17 protein-coding genes and 1 pseudogene are annotated in these 19,291 nt (G+C 53.3%); 6 read left to right on the top strand and 12 right to left on the bottom strand.

From position 1 onward, the window contains the following. Nucleotides 1-64 precede the first annotated feature (64 nt). From GEV39_RS21640 to GEV39_RS21630, 3 genes are all read right to left on the bottom strand, one after another. Entirely contained in the window at nt 65-1,171 is a 1,107-nt protein-coding gene (locus GEV39_RS21640; protein WP_173891165.1) for an MrcB family domain-containing protein, read from the bottom strand. Between the two features lie 765 nt (nt 1,172-1,936). Further along, the gene (locus GEV39_RS21635; RefSeq protein ID WP_173891164.1) at nt 1,937-2,200 is read right to left on the bottom strand and encodes a DUF3077 domain-containing protein; all 264 of its coding nucleotides are present in this window, start codon (nt 2,198-2,200) and stop codon (nt 1,937-1,939) included. 79 nt (nt 2,201-2,279) lie between these two features. Continuing rightward, nucleotides 2,280-2,522, bottom strand: coding sequence for a hypothetical protein (locus tag GEV39_RS21630; protein ID WP_173891163.1), 243 nt, complete (start codon nt 2,520-2,522; stop codon nt 2,280-2,282). A 772-nt stretch (nt 2,523-3,294) separates the two neighbouring features. Between GEV39_RS21630 and GEV39_RS26250 the strand changes: the two genes are divergently transcribed. Beyond that, complete coding sequence (locus tag GEV39_RS26250) at nt 3,295-3,732, top strand: tyrosine-type recombinase/integrase (protein WP_226343017.1); 438 nt, start codon at nt 3,295-3,297, stop codon at nt 3,730-3,732. A gap of 114 nt (nt 3,733-3,846) precedes the next feature. Here the strand turns inward: GEV39_RS26250 and GEV39_RS21620 are convergent, their stop codons facing one another. Then, nucleotides 3,847-4,545 carry a hypothetical protein gene (locus tag GEV39_RS21620; protein ID WP_052329224.1) on the bottom strand — a complete coding sequence of 233 codons (699 nt, stop codon included), beginning with the start codon at nt 4,543-4,545 and terminating at the stop codon, nt 3,847-3,849. Between the two features lie 750 nt (nt 4,546-5,295). On the opposite strand from GEV39_RS21620, the gene GEV39_RS21615 reads away from it, so the two are divergent. The 3 genes from GEV39_RS21615 to GEV39_RS21605 all read left to right on the top strand — a co-directional run bounded on the left by GEV39_RS21615 (nt 5,296) and on the right by GEV39_RS21605 (nt 8,654). Further along, entirely contained in the window at nt 5,296-5,475 is a 180-nt protein-coding gene (locus GEV39_RS21615; protein ID WP_043935929.1) for a helix-turn-helix transcriptional regulator, read from the top strand. Between the two features lie 391 nt (nt 5,476-5,866). Then, entirely contained in the window at nt 5,867-6,535 is a 669-nt protein-coding gene (locus GEV39_RS21610; protein ID WP_043935927.1) for an inovirus Gp2 family protein, read from the top strand. A 394-nt stretch (nt 6,536-6,929) separates the two neighbouring features. Next, nucleotides 6,930-8,654, top strand: coding sequence for a DUF262 domain-containing protein (locus GEV39_RS21605; protein WP_103518009.1), 1,725 nt, complete (start codon nt 6,930-6,932; stop codon nt 8,652-8,654). 112 nt (nt 8,655-8,766) lie between these two features. On the opposite strand, the pseudogene GEV39_RS21600 reads toward GEV39_RS21605, so the two are convergent. The 8 genes and pseudogenes from GEV39_RS21600 to GEV39_RS21570 all read right to left on the bottom strand — a co-directional run. Then, nucleotides 8,767-8,927, bottom strand: a pseudogene (locus GEV39_RS21600) (transposase domain-containing protein); the annotation flags it as partial. Nucleotides 8,928-9,107: 180 nt separating this feature from the next. Next, complete coding sequence (locus GEV39_RS26425) at nt 9,108-9,383, bottom strand: YkgJ family cysteine cluster protein (protein WP_015271899.1); 276 nt, start codon at nt 9,381-9,383, stop codon at nt 9,108-9,110. A gap of 83 nt (nt 9,384-9,466) precedes the next feature. After that, nucleotides 9,467-10,495, bottom strand: coding sequence for a hypothetical protein (locus GEV39_RS21595; protein ID WP_103518010.1), 1,029 nt, complete (start codon nt 10,493-10,495; stop codon nt 9,467-9,469). A 10-nt stretch (nt 10,496-10,505) separates the two neighbouring features. Further along, on the bottom strand, nt 10,506-11,138 hold the full coding sequence (locus GEV39_RS21590) for a hypothetical protein (RefSeq protein WP_015271897.1): 633 nt from the start codon (nt 11,136-11,138) through the stop codon (nt 10,506-10,508). A gap of 49 nt (nt 11,139-11,187) precedes the next feature. Continuing rightward, nucleotides 11,188-12,753 carry a hypothetical protein gene (locus GEV39_RS21585; protein WP_103518012.1) on the bottom strand — a complete coding sequence of 522 codons (1,566 nt, stop codon included), beginning with the start codon at nt 12,751-12,753 and terminating at the stop codon, nt 11,188-11,190. Further along, nucleotides 12,750-13,820: a helix-turn-helix transcriptional regulator gene (locus GEV39_RS21580; RefSeq protein WP_015271895.1), complete on the bottom strand. Its 1,071-nt coding sequence runs from the start codon at nt 13,818-13,820 to the stop codon at nt 12,750-12,752. The genes GEV39_RS21585 and GEV39_RS21580 overlap by 4 nt, the downstream gene beginning before the upstream one ends. A gap of 121 nt (nt 13,821-13,941) precedes the next feature. Beyond that, a complete protein-coding gene (locus tag GEV39_RS21575) occupies nt 13,942-14,085 on the bottom strand; it encodes a hypothetical protein (RefSeq protein WP_167398628.1) in 144 nt (47 codons plus the stop codon). A gap of 264 nt (nt 14,086-14,349) precedes the next feature. Then, complete coding sequence (locus tag GEV39_RS21570) at nt 14,350-15,225, bottom strand: helix-turn-helix transcriptional regulator (protein ID WP_103518014.1); 876 nt, start codon at nt 15,223-15,225, stop codon at nt 14,350-14,352. Nucleotides 15,226-15,343: 118 nt separating this feature from the next. Here GEV39_RS21570 and GEV39_RS26245 point away from each other — a divergent pair, with 118 nt between their 5' ends. Together GEV39_RS26245 and GEV39_RS21565 are read left to right on the top strand one after the other, a co-directional pair. Next, complete coding sequence (locus tag GEV39_RS26245; protein WP_103518015.1) at nt 15,344-15,622, top strand: hypothetical protein; 279 nt, start codon at nt 15,344-15,346, stop codon at nt 15,620-15,622. A 100-nt stretch (nt 15,623-15,722) separates the two neighbouring features. Further along, nucleotides 15,723-19,256, top strand: a complete 3,534-nt coding sequence (locus GEV39_RS21565) for a helicase-related protein (RefSeq protein WP_103518016.1) — start codon at nt 15,723-15,725, stop codon at nt 19,254-19,256. Nucleotides 19,257-19,291: the final 35 nt, after the last annotated feature.

The following is a 19,291-nucleotide window of genomic DNA, read 5'->3' as shown; positions in this document are numbered from 1 at the left end:
CTTATGGTCAAATAAGGCAGGGCAGCTTTTCTTTAAAATGGATTTGTTGTCTGTGTCTTCGAGTTTAATTTCGGGTATTTGAGAAGTTTGTCTTTCGTGATACCTGAAAAGCTATTGGGTCAGAAGTCCACTCATCGATATCCCAGCAGAGTAAAGCCTCAATCTCGCCGCCAGTGGCTGTTGGTTCTCCATTATCACGAGAAAGTCTAATTTTCGAGACGATAATTAGGGCGGTTGATCCCTTGTGCGTTCGATGGAGATTTACTTCATTTTTTGTCATTAACACCGAATCGCAGAAGTCACTGGTCGTGCCTTTAACCTCGACCAGAAGCTCCTCGCCAGCTCTCTTGGCTAATATGTCAAATGACTTAGTGGCTGAAGTGTCTTGAGGCTCATATCCGTTTATTAATAGGTGTTCTATCGCCAGTGCCATGGCGTGCCGCTCAATTACCTGTCGCTCCTTTGCTGTCAGTCCCCGGCCTTGCTTCCCTGCTCTGTTTCTTAATGGCTTGGCGATTACTGAAATTTCGTCGGCGCTTTGGTCACCAGGAGATAAGTCTCGTTGTTCAATTTGAGCAAGATAAATTTCGTTTAGACGTTCCGCAGCTCTGAATAATAGTAGGTCTAGATCGGTAGTATTTAATTCTGAGGCGGCAATGCGCTTGGCGAATCCCGTGGCCTTCTCAAATGTTCGCGGAAGTGGTGCTTTGGCACCCAGAGAAATTTCGTCATCAAAAGGGATGAGCGACTTCCATTTTTGCTGAACAATAAGTCTAGCCCATGAGGTTCGTGTCTTAAGTTCATCATCAGAAACCGGCCGGAGATCACCTCCGCGCCAGATAGTGCTTCCACACCCTACGGTAATAAAAACAGCGGATCCGTCTGCTGCAAAGTGAATTACCAGATAGAAACCTTCTCTAGGGGTAGGAGACATTGCCTTAGAGAAGACTCGTACCCACGGAGCTTCCGTCTTTCGCCCGATACCATCCGAGCCTTCAACAGCAAGATCATCGAAAGCGCTATCAAGTGCCTTCCGCAGAGAAGGTAAACGGCTGCGTAACTCCCCCGCAAGTACTGACCGAATGAGATGCCCCCGCTCTTGCATGTCGGGTGTGTTGGATGACGTATACTTGGGCTGCAAGCTGCAAATTTGGCCTAACGTGATTTCCACTAAGAAGCTCCCAGTCTTATGCAATCTGCATTCCAGATGCGGAAATCGTGACCAATTTGTGTCCAGGTCAGTGGATTTCCATCAGGGGTAGGAAGTTATCAACTTATTGCTAACGGTTCATCCTAATAGTGCAGACATAACGAACCGGATCCGCTTTTGCCCAATTGAGATCAGCTTCTGGTGCGCATCTGCCTATGGGCTATGTGTCTGTTCTGGGTTGATTGCTTTAGGTGTCTGACCAATACCCAGGCATCAGTAAGAAACACGGTGGGGCATTCGAGAAATCAACAAGGGATCGGGATCTCTGATTCACCACTTATTGGTCAGACATGAACCTAGAGCGTCGATCGTTTTGGTTGAGTAGGTGGTAAACGGCGCTACTGGCTGTGCTGTCCTAAGGAGCAATGCCCGCGAACACCGGCGGAGCCGTTGCCAGACACCGCGTCGCCTGCTTCGCGGGCAAGCCCGCTCCCACAATGAATCGCGCAGGCTTTTCAAATTTTGAGAAAGACAGTTGCTCCAACTAACGGGCGGGGGTGGCCGGTAGTCCTGCGGCGCCGGGCCGGCATCATCGATCGGTGTAGGAGCGGGTTCACCCGCGAAAACGGTGGTACCGGCAATGCACAATGCCTGGCAGAAACTGGCCAGCAGGCCCGGCCCTTTCGCGGGTAAACCCGCTCCTACAACGGTCGGGGAAACAGGTACCTGGGGTTTTCGTGAGAGCCAGCGGCAAAGCCTGGCTCCCATAGCCTATAAGCCTGGAATTCAGCGCATCATCCCCAGCTCCGCATCATCCAGCAGTGCTTTCCCCAGAGCACACAGATAGTGCGCTGCCCAGATCAGCTTCGGCTTGTCTTCCATCAGCCCATCAATGGTCAAATCCCGCGCATACCCCATCAGCTCAGACGCCTGCTCACGGGCGTTCTGGCAGGGGATGCCTGGTTCGATGCGGAACAGTGGGTGGGTCTGGCTTTCACCTTGGAAGAAGATGGTTTTACCGACAGTGCATTGGGTGTTTTCGGTTGTCATCGAGCAATATCCCTGGTCTTTGTGTTGCCTGGGCTGGCCCTATCGCCGGCAAGCCGGGCTCCCACAGTGTGAGGTGGGGTCAGTGCATGGGTTGCGGGCCGGCTGGTCTTTGTATTTGCGCTAGTGCCGATTCGAGTAGACGGCGTAGCGCTTCCAGCTCGTGCATCGAGGCCATGATCAGCACGGAGGAGGGCGACCTGGGCTGCATCAGCATCGCTTGCTGTGCCACGGCTTCCGCGCACAGCGCGTAGTCAGTAGCAAGCATGATGGTGTCTTCCAGGGAGTGGGGAAGGTGGGGTGGGTCGGGGACTATCTTCAACATGATTGCTTCCATTTCAGGGCCGCCACCCTCTGCTGTCAAACAGCGGGTGGCAGCTGTACGCGGGTTGACAGACCGGCGGAAACAACAAGCTCCGGCGCACGCAAGCGTGCCCGCACGTACAGCCGCCATAACGACGAGCCTTTTTGTTGTTTACCGTAGCGGCCTGTCAAAGCCGGTCGTTGATGAGCAACGACCCACCGAGCCTAAAACCCCGAAATAACGACCGCAACGGAAAACAGGCGCAGGGAGTATCTTTGGGAAACGTCCTACGCGGAAGGGATTAAATCTGATCTTCTGGCCCCAGGCCAGCCAATCACAGGCACAAAAAAAGACGCCCAGGGGCGTCTTCTTTTTTGGAATTTGGTGGGCCGGGGTAATCTGAACAGGTAACGTAAGCTATTGATTTTAAAATATTATATCGGTTTATTTTTTCTGTTGGAATGCCATTTGGAATGCCGATAGGATGTGCTTGGTACCTTAAGGTGTCCTGATGGGGTGCTATTGCTATATCGTTCCTTTACCTCATACCTGGAGATCGGACTGGCTGATACGCGCAATGAGCGGGGAGACCAGGTCACTGATTCTCTTGGGTGTTCATCCGTCACAAAACAGACAGGCCGAACAACAGACAGGCCGAACGGCTGGCAACAGGACTACAGTGATCGCGCTGCGTCTGAGGCTATTCAACTTTGTTCGCACCGTAGAGCTCCGTAAGGCGGAGTGCGGCGAATTCGATCTGGGTCGGGCTGAATAGCGTATTCCGGCGGAGCGTATGAAAATGCGAGAGCCGCACATCGTTCCGCTGTCCAGGCAGGCGGTCGATCTACTGCGTGAGCTACATACCCATACAGGCGGTCACCGGCTGTTGTTTCCGAACTGTCGCAAGCTAAACGAATGCATGACCGCCAAAACGCTGAACCGGGCACTGGAGCACATGGGCTTCAATTGCAAAGAGAGCATCGGCTTTTCGGCTCATGGATTTCGTGCAACGGCTTCGACAGTGCTGAATGAAATGGGGTATCGCGCAGATGTTATCGAGCGTCAGTTGGCGTATGCCGAGAGAAACAAAGTTCGTGTAAGCTACATTCAGGCGAAATATTTGGAGGAGCGACGCCGGATGATGCAGGCATGGGCTGATGAAGTTGATGTTAAACCTTTTGAAAAGAAGATTTACTTAGTTATCGTTTGTCTACCTGACTGTGTTCTGTGAAGTTCTTGCAATGTAAGATTTTTGATTGAAGTGGTTAGTAAATCTAGGCAGGAGACTTGTGTTTCGTCTCCTGCTTTTTGATTGTTGGTAGGGTGGTTTTGATGTGTGTGGTGCTTATATGTTTTTCAGTGGCTTTAGTTTTTCTGGGATATAGATTCCTTTGTCCTCTTCCATCTGCAGCAGGATGTCCAGTATTTGAGTTCGCTTTAGGTCATATTTTTCAGCTAGCTTATCAAGACGCTGGATGGTCTTTTTGGATAGGATGAAGTTGTATTGTTTTTTGTCGGTTTCTTTGGTTCGATACTTGTTTTGGCTCCATCTGCTTTTAACTGTCTGGATGAAAAGCTTTCTTTCAGCAGGGAGTTTAAGTGTGTTGTCGAAAAAAATTAGTAGCTCTTCGTGGTTGGTGAATGGGTCATTGCCGAGAGCTAATAGTGGGTTGTCTTTGATGAATATTTTCCATGCTAGTTCGCATTTTTTATTTTCGTCTTCCTCATGAAACCATTGGAATGCCTGGTCTACATTTTTTTGCAGTTCCCAGGCTGATGCTATTTGTGAAATCTGTATTTGTTTTGTTGTTGGTGTGGTTACCCATGCGTCAATTTTAGTAATAATTGTTTCGCGATCTGGTAGGTTGGGTGGTGTGTCCGATAAGAAGTATCCGGCTCTTCCGGTTATATTGTTATTTATCCAGGTGTGTTGTCTTTTGCTGTCTGTAATCCACTTCAGGGTGTTTTCTGGTAGGAGCATGCTTGATTGGTTTTGCTCAATTTCATGGCTTAGGTTTGGCGTATTTATAATTAAGTCTGCCATTCTGTCTCTCATGCCCGGGCTTCTGAACTCGCCTAAATACGTTATTGGGTAGCGGTGCTTCAAGAAGACCCATAGCCAATTAGTGAATCGGCTGTTTGTAATTATCCCTGGAAGTGTATTCGCGAGCTTGTCGTTTCGAAGGATTGCCATGTCTGATGCTCGTATGGGGGCAGGCCTTGGGGGCATGCGCTGGAATTTATCTCTAGTAGAATTTTAGATGAAAAATAGTCGTTTGTTAATGCCTTTCTAGCACATTCCTTGCGCTTTTTTAGAATATATTATTCTGCCAGAATCCAGTGTTCACGGGCCCTCAATGAGATTTTTAGGCTGGTTTTGGGCTTTAGGCTACCCATCTGAGCTATAGACAGATGGCGGTCATGGCGGAGAGCGCTCATCGCGAGAGGGCAGGCTGTACTCGGAGTTGGGCTGGGCTATTGATTCTGCCGAGCTTCGGGCCAGGTAGATATACGGGGAGATTAGCTGTGGGACGGTCGCTGTTAATTATACTGCGACAAGGGTGTCGAGCCGGGGGGCGTCGTGAAAAAAACTGACCGTGATGAGCCTGCATATGAGAAACCTCCCAGCGAGGAGGATATCCCTGAAGAGGATCGTTATCGCTTTGGCCTGCTTATTCGAGCTCATACTTCTACACGCTATCGGTATCAGGAGTAAATCACTCTTCAGACCGTTGATGGGCAGTAACTCTTTACCGGCCTCCCAGATCCTGTGTACGAATCTGAGGAGCTGGTCATGCGTGTAATTCGATTGAAAACGGTTGTTGAAATAACAGGTCTGGCACGGTCGACGGTGTATAGCTACATCGCTAAAGGGATATTTCCGAAGTCTATTTCGCTGGGCGGTCGATGTGTCGGATGGGTGGAGTCTGAGGTTCATACCTGGATTCAGGCTAGGGTAACAGAGCGCAATTAGTCGATGAGCATCATGCCCGGTTAGTCGCCGGGCATGATGCTTTTTTGCCGGATCTTACTAATTAGTGATTGGTGCTTGGGTTGTAGTGTAATTGTTTGGTGTTTGCTTGATTTGCTGTTTTTGTGTTTTTCGGTGTGGGTAGTATGCTTTAGTTATTATTTCATTAATGTCCTTTGCCTATCCTTAATGCCCTATGGCTATCCTTTATGCTGAATATGATGTCTATCCAGTTGTTAGGATGTTAGGTAGGCAGCCTCAAGGTGTTGTAATGACTACCATCTTTAATTTGTATGTGAACTCATTGATAGCTTGGCTCGATGGACTGTGCTGTACGTGTAAATAACTACCGAGCTTAGTTAGGATATGAACTTCTCTAGAGTAAGTGGTAATCATGCTTCGTTTATCAATGAATCGTAATCTTCACCTGCATACAGCAGCTACGTTTCAAGACCTGCCGGTCATGGTTGATAAAGGCCCTTTTATACTTGAGTACCTGGAGGCACTGAGTCGCACCATTAACCTTGCCCTTGTTCAGTATCCCAGGGTGTTTGCATTCAGGGTGGACCTGCGTCTACCGCGTTTTGTGGGTATTCCGGATGACGCTTTGTCAAATCGTGTGATTAGTCGATTCATTGAGTCGTTCAAGGCAAAAATTGAGCATGACCGTGAGAAAGCACGTGAGCAGCACAAGTACGCCCATGCCTGCAGGGTGCGTTACGTCTGGGCGAGAGAAGTGGGCTGGGGAGGGCGACCGCATTACCACCTGCTGATCCTGCTTAACAGAGACGCCTACTACACAGTCGGGCGGTTGCAATCACAGAGGCCTAATATGATCAGCCGCATGCAAGAGGCTTGGGCCAGTGCGTTGGAGTGCGAGGTTGGTCAAGTACGGGGCTTGGTGGAGATCCCGAAGAACGCTGAATACCGAGTCGACCGGGAGGTCCGGCCAGGTAACGTGGATTACCTACCTGAGCTGTTTCATCGAGCCAGCTACCTCTGCAAAGCTGCCACAAAGCGCTATGGAGACGGATCTCATGGCTTCGGATGCAGCAGGGGGTAGAGGGTATGGGTATGTCGCTATTCCGAATGCGGGATGGCTGGCTGATCCACGACCTCATCTGTGGTCAAGACAGGCACTGGGTAATACCTGCCTCTCGGCTCTGCGTGCAAGTCTCTGTCGGGTCAATTTTCAATCAGCGCTGACAGCATGGGCGTCAGCGAGCACCTGGTCGATGATGGCAAAGGCAACGTTATGTGGAATATCAATTGAGAGCTTAGGGGAGGGACAGAAATCGAAAGCTCGCCTGGTGGGTGTCGGTTTGATAACTTCCTGGCTTTAGTCTGGTCAGTTTGTGACGCTCAGAGCAGCACACTGGCTGTGAAAGGTTTTCAGTGGGATACGACTTGTCCGATTGGATTACCAATCGGTGGGGTTGGGCTAAGGAGTATTTGCAGTGAGCGCAGGTAAAAAAGGTCAGATCGACAGCGCCAAGATTGTGATTGGCGATGTGTTCTCCCGCTTCTGGTTCCGCATTCCGGACTATCAGCGAGCTTACGTCTGGGGCAAGGATGAGATTTCCGAACTGATTGACGATGTGCGCTACGCCAGCGAGCACAACCCGGACGGTCAGTATTTCCTCGGATCGATGGTACTTCGTAAGGCTACGCGCAGCACTGACGGGGTGGACTTTGAGGAATACGAGTTGCTCGATGGTCAGCAGCGCCTGACTACGCTGATGTTGATCCTGGCCTGCATCCGCGACAGGGTGACGGACGAGCAACTCAAAGGCGCCTGTCGCGGGATGCTGTTTCAAGAGGAAAACAAGTGGAAGAGGATTCCGGGCCGCAATCGCATTGTCTACGACATCCGCGATAACGTGGGTGATTTCATTGAGCGTTATATCAAGGCCGACAACGGCTCTCGCAGCGCGGATTTGCCGGGCATTGCCGCTCGCAAAAATCTGTCCCTGGCTAATATGGCAGCGGGCATGCAGACCATTCAAGCATGTTTTACTGACAGCAGCCGTTTCCCCGCGGAGGTAGACTTCGACCGTTTCGTTGGCTATCTGCTGAACAACGCTCTGTTTATCTACGTGGCCACTGAAGATCTGGATGATGCCTTCCGACTGTTCACCATCCTCAACGACCGTGGCATTCCGCTTTCCAATAGCGACATTCTCAAGGCTAAAAACCTGGGTGCCGTTGCCAAGGAAACTGAGCGCAGCAAGTGGGCTGAATACTGGGAGGAAGTCGAAGGCGAGATGGGCCGCGACGAGTTCGACCGCTTTTTGTCTTTAGTACGTACCATCTATGTGAAGGACAAGGCCCGTGAGGGCTTGCTCAAGGAGTTTGACGATCGTATCTACGGAGCCAAGCCGCCACTGCTGGCACTGGGCAGCAAGAGCTTTGAAGCCGTGAAAGCCTACAAGGATGCCTTCGATGAGGCAATCCAACTAGATGGTCTGCCGACGAGTCTGGGCAATGCCTATCGCAACCGCATCAATGTGATGCGTCGTGGCTTGCCAGGCACCGACTGGATCCCGCCAGTATTGGCTTGGTATCACAAGTTCAAGGCAGAGAAGTTGCTCGATCTGATCGAACGCATCGACAACAAGTTTTCGGCTGACTGGATTGTGCAGCTTACGCCGACCCAGCGCATCAGCAACATGAATGAAGTGCTCAGGGTGATAGAGGCGGCCGAGACCCCGGTTGAAGTGCTTGCCAGCAAAGCCTTCGACTTCGACCGCAAGCCGTTGCAGGAATTACTTGACGGTGCCATTTACGGCCGGCGCTTTGCCCGATATGTACTGCTGCGTCTTGAGTACCTTTTGGCCAGCCATGCCGCGCCGCTAAACCTGCCGGATGATATTAGTGTGGAGCATATCCTCCCGCAGAATCCGGGTGGGACGAGCCAGTGGGTCCTAGATTTCAGTGAGGAGGAGCGGGAAACGTGGTTGCATCGCTTGGGTAATTTGATGCTGCTCTCACGGCGCAAGAACACTTCCTTGGGCAATCTGGATTTCGCGAATAAACGAGTTCGCTACTTTGAGGATCGGGTGGAAAGCCTCCCAAACTCGCAGCGGTTGTTGGCGATGAGGAGTTTTACGCTTACTGATTTAGAGAACCGTCACAAAGAGCTGCTGAAGCGCCTGACAGACTCCTATGGTGCTTGTGTCTGACCCAGCGCTCAAGAAAGGGACTGAAATCCAAGAAACATGACCAGGCGACTGCGACGTGCTTTGGCTCAGCGTATGCGTCCGGCCAACCCGTCTTGCGTGACTAAGTCGGACGTCACCGATGCGGCATCAGCTGTCAATCTCACTGGCCGGCTGTGTCGGCAGGCGCATTATCACATCTTTGAGATAGGCATACAGATCATGTCCGTTGTTCCGAGCTAACTGGATCAAACGCGCGGCTGCAGCCGCGCGTTTGCCAATGCGAAGCGCCCCGGCAACGCCTGCATGCAAGGATTGTGAGTTGCGCAGACGACATGCGTCTCTGCAAACGGCTAGTGAATCAATTTAAAATTTCCTGATGTCGGCCATTTGTCCGAGCCTCTCGGAGAGGCAGTCTAGAGATGAGTTATTCTCATCAGCGGATTGATAATCCCGTGGCTTAAGAATTGATCGTAATCACTTGGCCTGCAAAATCGCGCAGACCCGTAGATTCAGAGTGACATACTCATCCCAGGTGTACTGCTGGGCGTAGCGTATGATGTATTGCCGATCCACCCTGCATATGTCAGGGCGCTCGGCATAAATGGTGCAGCCCTTACTCACTTTGTCGTAATGCCTGCACGTGCCGTCGCCACGATCCAAAAACTGGGTTTCTGTAGCCAAATGGACGTGCTGGCAGCACAAACCGCACTGGGTGCAGGGGAAGGAGGGTGTAGTACTGTCGCTACGCATATGGAAAGTATCATCACCTCGAAGCGGGGCCCGGCTACAGCTGGGGCAGATGGGAAGGCCCGCGCAGGCGCGCGGGCGCTGTTTTATACAGAAGGTGCATCCAGGCGCGCTTTCTGTCCGCTTGCCACGGCGGCGACATCTTGGATGCGCTTTTCCGTTGCCAGAACCAGATTGCCGTCTTGGTCCAGGATCGCAGTGTCAATCATGGCTTTGAGAAGCTGTGCAAACTTGACCGAACGGAAAACAACCTCCTTGCTTTCGTCCGAGAAAGTCCGGTAATCCACGCCATTATTTTCTATGATTTTCTTCAACTCGCCCACGGTGCGGCGTAGTTGCGAGCTGATCTTGGAGAACGTCGTGTTTGCCATGGAGGTTATCTGCTCAATGGTTCGCAGCTTACCTGCCATCAGCTCGGCTTGATCGTTAATAGTGCGGGCTTGTTCTAGGTTACTGCGGGCATTGTTCAAAGCCTCTTCGCCCTTGTTACCAAGAACATGACCGAAGATGGCCAGCGCCGGTCCAGCGACAATGCCGCCCAGCACCATCATGCCTCCGGCCATACCGTAGCCGCCAGCGGCCAACGAACCCCCACCCAGCCAGGCCAGCGTGGCATTCGTAGCTGCCACGCCGCCCAGTGAAGAAATGGCCGTGCCGGTGCTGGCAGTAGCCAGCAGCATCGTGCCGTTGTAGGCACCAAAGGCCAGAGCTGCGCCTCCGCCCATGCCTGCACCCAGGCCGAGCCCAGCGTCTTTGAGCGCCTGGTAGTCCTGCCTCAGACCAGTAAGGGTTTTGTTGGAAAAATCGCCGGCGTTAAGTTTATCGAGCTCTGGACTCTGACTGAGTTCGATATTTTTCAGGCGTTCGAAGGTTTCGATAAATTCGGCGACCACTCCGTTGAACGCACGCAGCTTACGCTGACCATAATCCTCCAGAACGGCGTTAGTGGCCTTGCGTTGCTCTTCAACCTTTAGATTGGCGCTATCGACCAGGGAGCGTGCATCGTTATTTATGTCTTTGGCGTTGCTATGGTCCATAGCGCCGCTGACACCTTTGGCTGCACCGTAGATACCCGCTGCGGCAGCAACAGCGCCAATGATGAGAGGAATGGGCATGATGGTTTCCTTACTCGAGAATGATCGAAATGGTCTTGCTGACTTCCTGGTTCAGTGTTTCTGCGCGCTCTAGGAGATCATCGAAAATGAAATCTTCCAATTGATGGTGAAGCTGAAACTCTTTGAGGAGTGCCCATTCCACGCTGGTGATAGTGCCGTCACGGAGGGCGACCAATAGCAGCTCGAAAAGAATGACCTTAGGCGCGGTCGGTAGCTCGAATCTCTTGCCTTTGAGCAATTCTTTCAGAACGCTAGTGGCAGCCTGTACGCGGGTTTCAGGTTTTTCCGCTTTGGTGACTGGATATTTCTTGAGTTCGTCGATGAGTTTTGCCGCTACGTCATCGGACGATTTGCTTCCAGACATGAAAGCTGTCGAGGAAGACCATCCAAACATGCTACTGGCGCTGGAAGAATTTCCAAACACGCTGGTGTTTGATGGGCGTGTGATGGACTGCTCAAGCTCAGCGATCATTTCCCGCTCTTTTTCGCCCTCTTGAATGGACAGCGCGCTGAGATCGGTGTCGGAGGTGAATTCATCTGACGTTTTACCGTCCCATAGCAGCGGTTTGTCAGCCAAGGCCAACAGTTTTGCGAGACCAAGTAAATGTTTTTGGTCCGGTTCAGGCAAAAGTTTGAGCAGCATGTAGTGTTTCGTCCTTTTCCAGGTGTATCTTCAAAGCGAGTCAGGCAGGTTAAAGAATCAGAGGGCTATCGGCGTTCATGAAATCGTCGAACTCCTCGAAGGATTGGAATTGCAGTTGTTTTCCCAGCAAGGTGGCGTATTGATTGATAGCGGCTGCCAGGTCATCAATGCCGCCGCCGACGACGTCATTCACAATGGCGAACAAATGTTGCGTTTCTTGCAGCAATTGAGGAATTTCGCGACGTGTGAAGCTATCCAGTTGCGCTTGTTCTTCGGCTATCTGGTCGCGGGCGGCTTCTTCGATGGCACGAATGCGTGCCAGTTGCTGGCGAGAAAGCTCGACGCCACGCGCAGCGTCCAGTGCGCTTTGGTAGAAAAGCGAAGAGAGCGTGTAGCCGATCATCCCGCCTATTGCTGCGCCGACAAAAGGTACGGGGATAGCCAATTGTCCCAGCGCCGCCATCATGCTGCTTGAGAGCATGCCTGCTCCCTTCTCACCCACCTCGCTCAGCAACTGGGCTTCGCTGATTTCTCCGGTGACATAACGCTTCACCGAGCTGCCCAGTGACAGGCAAATGTTGATCGCCAGCGCCGGTGCATTAGTACCGGCGAGCGTTCGCAAGGTTTGGTTGCTTGATTGCTGCATGCCACCTTTGATCGCGGCGCCAGCGAAAGCCGTGGTGTATCCAAGAGCACCAGCCTTAACGGTTTCGAGGGCAAAATCCTGGGCAGCTTCGCCTAATTGTTTCTTGTCTTGGGCCACGCTGAACGCATTGGTCAAAAGCGAAATGACGCCACCGATAACCGCGCCATACTTCGCGCCCTCCACACCGGCCCGGTGGCTGGTACGGGCGATATCTTTCATCGTCTCGCGCAGCGGTTTTTCGGCGTAGTCGATAGCCTGTTCGGTCGATATTCCAAGGTCAACGATGTCTTCTTCTGCAAGCTTGTCGAATCTGTCAGCGCGCTCGCGGAACTTCTCGGCAAGCTCTGGTTTTCCTTTCTGCTCAGCCTGCAGCGCGTGTTTTCTTAGGTTTTCTGCACGCTTGCGACAGTAAGTCTTGGCGTCTTCGACCTGTTCGCTGGGTAGTTCCAACTGTTTACCGAAGTACTTACTGTATTTGTGATCCTCATGGCTAACCTGGTTGGCAACCTTGTTTCCACTGGCCTCCAGCTTGGTCTGGGCTTCGTAAATGATCTTGCCGTTTTCATCCACGCGTACTCGATCCACCGCTTCGCGGTACTTAGAGTCGGTATCAATGCCGTAATGCTTCAAGTCATCGCTGCGAATCGTGCGCTCAGACGATTTGTTGATGATGGCTTCGGCGTTGTCACGACTGGTACCGGCAACTTCGCCCGCCCAGCCCGCTCGTTGTTTGACGCCGGTTCTTTCCTGGCTGATGCCTTTCAGGCCTTTGCTGAGAACCTTGCCGGCTTCATTGTCAATGCCGGTGTAGGCTTTGACGAACTCGGCATTGGCACTGCCATAGCGGCTGACGGTTTCACTTGTGGAAAGTGCTGTTGCGGTGCGGCCGATATCCCGCTTTATTTCGTCTCTGCTGTCGTCTTGCTCGCTCGCGGTTGAAACAGACGTAAGAGTGTCGTGGGACTTCATGGAGCCTCCTGGCAAGCTTGGGCATCGGTAATGGTGGGCGAGTGGTGTGGCGTGGGCTGCGCATACAGTGCTCCCATGTTGATCAGCTTCCCTTTGATTACATCCACCCAACGCTTCGGTTCATGCAGGCGGACGTTCTCTCCCAACCCAAACACCCACCAGAGTGTTTCCTGATCGTCCGGCACCTTGGCACGCAGACGCTGCCAATTGCTGCCTTGTAACGGCTTTAGGCTTTGCTCGGGGCTAAGCGGGGTTTCAGTCAGCAGCCAGGCGATATTTGGGGATACGTCGGCGATCAGTTCGTGGTGTTCGATCGGGCCGGGATTATTGAATCCGCCGCTTTGGATAAAGTGATCAATCTCGAACTCGGGTTGTTCGCGTGTTGGTACATCAAGGCACGCAGCCTTCTGGATGCGGTGCAGGGCGAATTGGCGAAAGTCGGTGTAGCCTTCGACAGTGCCGATCAGATAACTGACGGAGTGGCGCGTGACCATGCCGGCTGGGTGTATGCGTAGGGTCTTGTATTCGGCCTTACTGCGGCTGAGGTAGACTATCTCCAGTTGCCGCGTTTCCAACAGAGCAGTGGCTACCTCGGACCAGACGGCCGAGTCCACTTCGGCGAGTTGGAGCGCCTTGCCGTTAGGCAAGGTGCGCACGCGTCTGACCCAGTGCGCCAGGTTGTTGTGTTCCAGCCCTTGGAGTTGCCTACGCGCCAAGTCGAAGTGGTGCGACAGTAGGCTCAGCACGCTGGGTGGCAGCAGTTTGCTCAGGTGGCTTTCGGCAAGGACGAAGGCCAGTGCGGTGGGGGTGTCCAGAGCTGGAAAGTCGAATTGGGGGGTTTCCTTGGGAAAGCTCCAGAGATAGGGCCGTCGGCTTTCGTCACAAAGTAGTGGAAAGTCTAGAGCGAGGCGGCCGATGAGGTCCCGTTGCAAAGTCCGAAGGTCGATGTCGAAATTCTCGGCCTTGAGCCTTTGCAGCAGTTCGGTGGTGGAAATGCTTTTGGGCGCGCGCGGGATGAGACGCAGCAGGGCCAGGTGCCTGAATAACCTGTCTTTGGGGTCTGACATAAAGGAACTGTGCCTGAATCAACCGTGATGGTTCGCTGACGTCACATATCTGGCGAACATTCCATTTGATGGCTTTTTAGCATTATTTGTTTCTGCTCGCCATGGGCAAATGGCCGTAGCCTCACGTCTGTTCAGTCCCGCCTGAAGGCCTAGTCCGGAATTTTTCGCGGTCTAGTTCCTTTTTCAGTTCGTCGATCGCTTGGCTTTTCTTCATTAGTACAGCACCGACCACCAAGCCAATGGTAAAGCAGACCAACTCTTTCATGGGGAACGCCTCACTGGTTGACTTGTGGCTATCCTCCATCAGCCATGCGACAATCTGTGTCGTTTATTTCATGACGTGGCAGCCATGCTTTGGCTACAACCGAGGCTAAGTCAGCGGGGATCACAAAAAAAGAATGTGGGCCGTGCCGATGACTGCCCATGCGTCAGCCACGGGCGACCATCGGACGAGTGTGAGCCTAGACGTTACAGGTAGCTCGCGGCTTCTTCCTGAAGCCTTAATCGGTCTCCCTCTAGGATCAGGGCGTCATTCGTATAACCACGGCTTCAACTCCTTGAGGTTGGCAACCACAATCTGCTGAGCCTCAGGGTTAGGATTCAGATTTTTCGGATCGACTTGAAAACGCTGCAATACGTACTTCACCAGTGCTCTACGACTCGGAACAACCAGACGCCCATCTGTCATGCCGAAATCGACCTCAATGATCATTCGCTGTGCTTTATCCAGGCGCTCATCAGGCTTGATGATCACCGGAGCCTCGGTGTTCCAATCATCGTCCTCGGCAATACCATTCTCAGTTTCTTCGTCACGCAGGTCGGGTACGCCTCGTAGCCTGCTTAGCACGAAGTCACGGTACTGACGGTTTTTTTCACAGTAGGCTCGTACATGCCACCGCATTCCGGTGTACACCAGTGTATGAGGTGCGATTGTTCGGCCTTCTGGTTCCGGGCTATTGAGTGAAACGTAGTCGATGTCCAGTCTCAGATGGTCGCGGCAAGCCTTGAGCAGCGGCCGGAGAACTTCGGCCTTGATCGACCGGTCTGGCACTTCGAGCACCTTGGTATGAGCGTAGGCCAGCGCCAGGCCTTCGACGTGCGGTGCGCGTGCGTTGTTCTGATACAGCAAGTGCAGGTAGGCGCTGGCGCTGTCATCGATGAACAGCGGTTTGAAGGTCTTGCTCGGCACGTAACCTTTTATCTGCTTGTCATATGTAAGGTTTTTGGGCGCATGCTCAGCGATGTAGGTATTGATGTCTTTCGATGCCTGCTGCCGACTGATGCCAAAGCTCTGGATCAGGTGTCCCGTGGTCAGCCGGCCTTCCCACCAGGCTACGGTTTCAATCAGACGATAGCGAAGAGCTAGGTCCCAGCGAACCTGTTCGATGGATTGCTTGCGTTTCATGCCCTCTCCATATGCTCGAATTCTTTACCTGTATAAGTCTACATTCTAGACGTGTCATTTGTAGCTACATATCGTCTTGCTGTCTTCGGGTTTATTGAGCTTGTGGAAGGGGGCGAACATGGTTGCTTGGGATGCGGTTTCTATAGGTGCTCTGCTGTTGATGGGGGCAATCTTGCTAGTGCTTGTACTTCAGTGCCTGGGGCTACGCGAGCTCTGGAAAATGGCTCTCGACTTCAAAACGGATGTGCGTTGGGCTCGCATTTGGGAGATGGAAAATCGGGAGCTGCGTTCAGCGCTGCGGGCTGAGAAAGCACACATTGAGCAGTTGCAAAGGAAGCTATTGATCCTGCAAGAGCTGCTTCCGACTGAGGGGGAGCCAATAGCAGGCGACCGGTAGACAAAGCTCGTAATGACCCCATGAATTCTGAGAGGGTCGAGTGACGAGGTCAGTGGCATTCAAGTAAACTGATAAATTTGACGAATTTGTGGAAGCTTAAATGGTCAGGCTGGAGGACATCACAAAAGACGCTCAGATTCGCGGCCTGCATGGCGACGAGGTTGTTAAAGTCGTCAGTGTCGACAAGGTCGGTGACTCGGCAATCAGTGTCGTCTACCAGAAAAGTGCCGGTGGTTACGGCGACCAGATGCTGTTTCGCAGCGACGAGTCCCGTCTTGAACTGGCCCAGGCCGGTAAAGCTTGGGCGTTTGATGCCCCAGGTAGCGAATTCAAGCTGGCCTTGGAGGCGTGGCGTATCCAACTGGCTCATCTATTCGATCCGATGATGGCGGTGTACACCTCCAACGTCGACCCGCTGCCTCACCAGATTTCCGCTGTCTACGAATCCATGCTGCCGCGCCAGCCGCTGCGCTTCGTGCTGGCCGATGACCCAGGCGCCGGTAAGACTATCATGGCCGGCCTGTTGATCCGTGAGTTGCTGATGCGAGCCGATGCCCGGCGCATCCTCGTGGTGTCGCCAGGCTCGCTGACCGAGCAATGGCAGGATGAACTGCTGGAGAAATTCGGCATCAAGTTCGAGGTGTTCAGCCGTGAGAAGCAGGAGCAGTGTGCCACTGGCAATTACTTTGAAGAGCAAAACCTGCTGATCTGCCGTCTCGACCAGCTGTCGCGCAACGAGGGCTACCAGCTCAAGCTCAAAAATACCGACTGGGATTTGATCATCGTCGACGAAGCCCACAAGCTGTCGGCCAACTACTTCGGCAACAAGGTCAACAAGACCAAGCGTTTCGAGTTGGGCGAACTGCTCGGCTCAATTACCCGTCACTTCCTGCTGATGACTGCCACCCCGCACAACGGCAAAGAAGAAGATTTCCAGATTTGGCTGTCACTGCTCGATGGTGACCGCTTCTACGGCAAGTTCCGCGAGGGCGCCCACAAGGTAGACGTATCCGACCTGATGCGGCGCATGGTCAAGGAAGAGCTGCTCAAATTCGACGGCACCAAACTGTTCCCAGAGAGGCGCGCCTACACAGCCAATTACTCGTTGTCTGATCAGGAAGCGGCGCTTTATCACGATGTGACAGAGTACGTGCGCAACCAGATGAACCTGGCTGATCGCCTTGATGGTCAGCGCAAGAACAACGTTGGCTTTGCTCTTACTCAACTGCAGCGCCGTCTGGCCTCCAGCCCTGAGGCCATTTATCAATCGCTGCGCAATCGTCGCAAACGCCTGGAAAATCGTATCGAGGAAGAAAAACTTCACCTGCGTGGGCCTGGTGTCGCCAGCGTGCTGGGTGAGTACTTGGTGAAAAAGCGCATCGAGGTGCCTGACAACCTCGACGAAATGGAAGACGAGCTCAGTGCCGATGAATACGAGCTCTACGCCGACCAATTGGTTGACCAGGCCAGCGCTGCCGAAACCATCGCCGAGATGGAAACCGAAGTTTGCTTGCTGCAAGGTTTGGAACGACAGGCACAGCGTCTAGTGGCTTCCGGTAGTGACCGCAAGTGGGAAGAGTTGTCCTGCCTGTTGCAAGACTCCCCACAGATGTACAACGGCGAGAACCGCCGCAAGCTGATCATTTTTACTGAGCATCGCGCCACCCTGGATTATCTGGTCAGGCGCATCGCCGACATGCTGGGTGATCCACAGGCCATCGTCACCATTCATGGCGGCACTAACCGTGATGAGCGGCGCAAGGTGCAGGAAGAGTTTCGCCACAACCCTCGCGTGCTGGTGTTGATTGCCACTGATGCGGCTGGCGAGGGCGTCAACCTGCAGAATGCCAACCTCATGGTCAATTACGACCTACCCTGGAACCCCAACCGTCTGGAGCAGCGTTTCGGGCGTATTCACCGTATTGGTCAGGATCAGGTCTGCCACCTGTGGAACATTGTCGCCAACGAAACCCGCGAAGGCGAGGTATTCCAGAAGCTGTTCGAAAAGCTGGAGATCGAGAAGCAGGCGCTGGGCGGCAAGGTGTTCGACATCCTTGGCGAGGCCTTCGACAACGTGTCACTCAAGGATTTGCTGATCGAAGCCATTCGCTACGGCGACTCGCCGGAGGTGCGTGAGCGGCAAAACCAGGTCATCGAGGGAGTGCTGGACACCGAACATCTGCGTGAAATTCTCCGTCGCAATGCGCTGGTCGAGCAGCACATGAGCCTCGACCAGCTGTATGCCGTCAAAGAGGAAATGGAGAAGGCCGAAGCCCGCAAGTTGCAACCCTATTTCATCCGAGCCTTCTTCAATGAGGCTTTTACCAGTGTTGGCGGAGAGCTGCGTAGCCGCGAACCAGCACGCTTTGAGATTCGTCATGTGCCGGCTGCACTGCGCGAACGTGACCGCGTGAGCGGCGAAACCCGCACGCCTGTACTCAAGCAGTACGAGCGCATCTGCTTCGAGAAACAGCAGGTGCGCGTGCCTGGCAAGCCTATGGCTGATCTTATCCATCCCGGCCATCCGCTGATGCGGGCGCTTACCGATATCACGCTCAGTGCTCATCGTGGAAAGCTCAAGCAAGGCTCAGTGCTGGTTGATCCCAACGATGACAGCCTGATCCCCAAAGTGCTGTTCATGCTCGATCACAGCGTGCGAGAGAGTGCGAGCCACAGCGTCGAACAGCCCAAAATCGTCTCGCGCCGACTGCAGTTTGTCGAAATCGGCCCGCAAGGGCAAAGCAGCAATGCGGGCTGGGCGCCGCACCTAGATCTGTTGCCGATCAAACCGGGTGAGCTGGCTTTGGTACAGGACGTACTGGGTGCCTCTTGGTTGCACCAAAATCTGGAAAACCTCGCGCTACAGCATGCCTCGCTGCAATTGGTGCCAGAACATTTCAGCGAAGTGAAACACCGCATTCAGCACCAGGCCGAGCGCGTGCTAGCGGCTGTACATGAGCGCCTCGTCAAGGAAATCAACTACTGGTCGGATCGCTACCTCAAGCTCAGTGACGATGTGGCCACAGGCAAGCAGCCGCGTATGCAACCGGAGAATGCGCGTCGTCGTTATGAGGAGCTGACTGCCCGATTGGAGCAGCGCACCCGTGAGTTGCAGGCCATGCAACAGGTCAGCTCTGCCACGCCAGTGGTGGTTGGCGGAGCCTTGGTGATTCCTGCGGGCCTGCTGGCTCAGCGCCAAGGCGATACTAATTTCTGTGCAGATGCAGAAGCGCGCTCGCGTATTGAGTGGGCAGCTATGCATGCCGTAATCGCAGCTGAGCAAGCGCTTGGCCACGGCGTCAAGGACGTATCTGCCGAAAAATGCGGCTGGGATATCACTGCGCGCCCACCGGTAGCCTCCGATGGCAGCATCAAGGACGACCGTCACATCGAGGTTAAGGGGCGCGTCAAGGGCGCCACCACGGTCACCGTCACCAAGAATGAGATTTTCTCCAGCTACAACCAGGGCGAGAAATACATCCTCGCCATCGTTCTGGTGGATGGCGAGCAGGTGGACGGCCCGTATTACATCAAGCACCCGTTCAAGAGTGAGCCGGAATTCGGCATCGCCAGCGTCAACTACGACTTGGGGGAGCTGCTATCCCGAGCGATTAAGCCGGAGGAAAGCCTGTGAGATCGATCAGTCTACACACCAGTGAAGGATGTCAG

It is taken from the genome of Pseudomonas sp. NY5710 (assembly GCF_013305665.1).
Taxonomy (GTDB): Bacteria; Pseudomonadota; Gammaproteobacteria; order Pseudomonadales; family Pseudomonadaceae; genus Aquipseudomonas; species Aquipseudomonas juntendi.
Note: the sequence above shows the minus strand (reverse complement) of the source record. Positions and strands in the feature narration are given on the sequence as shown.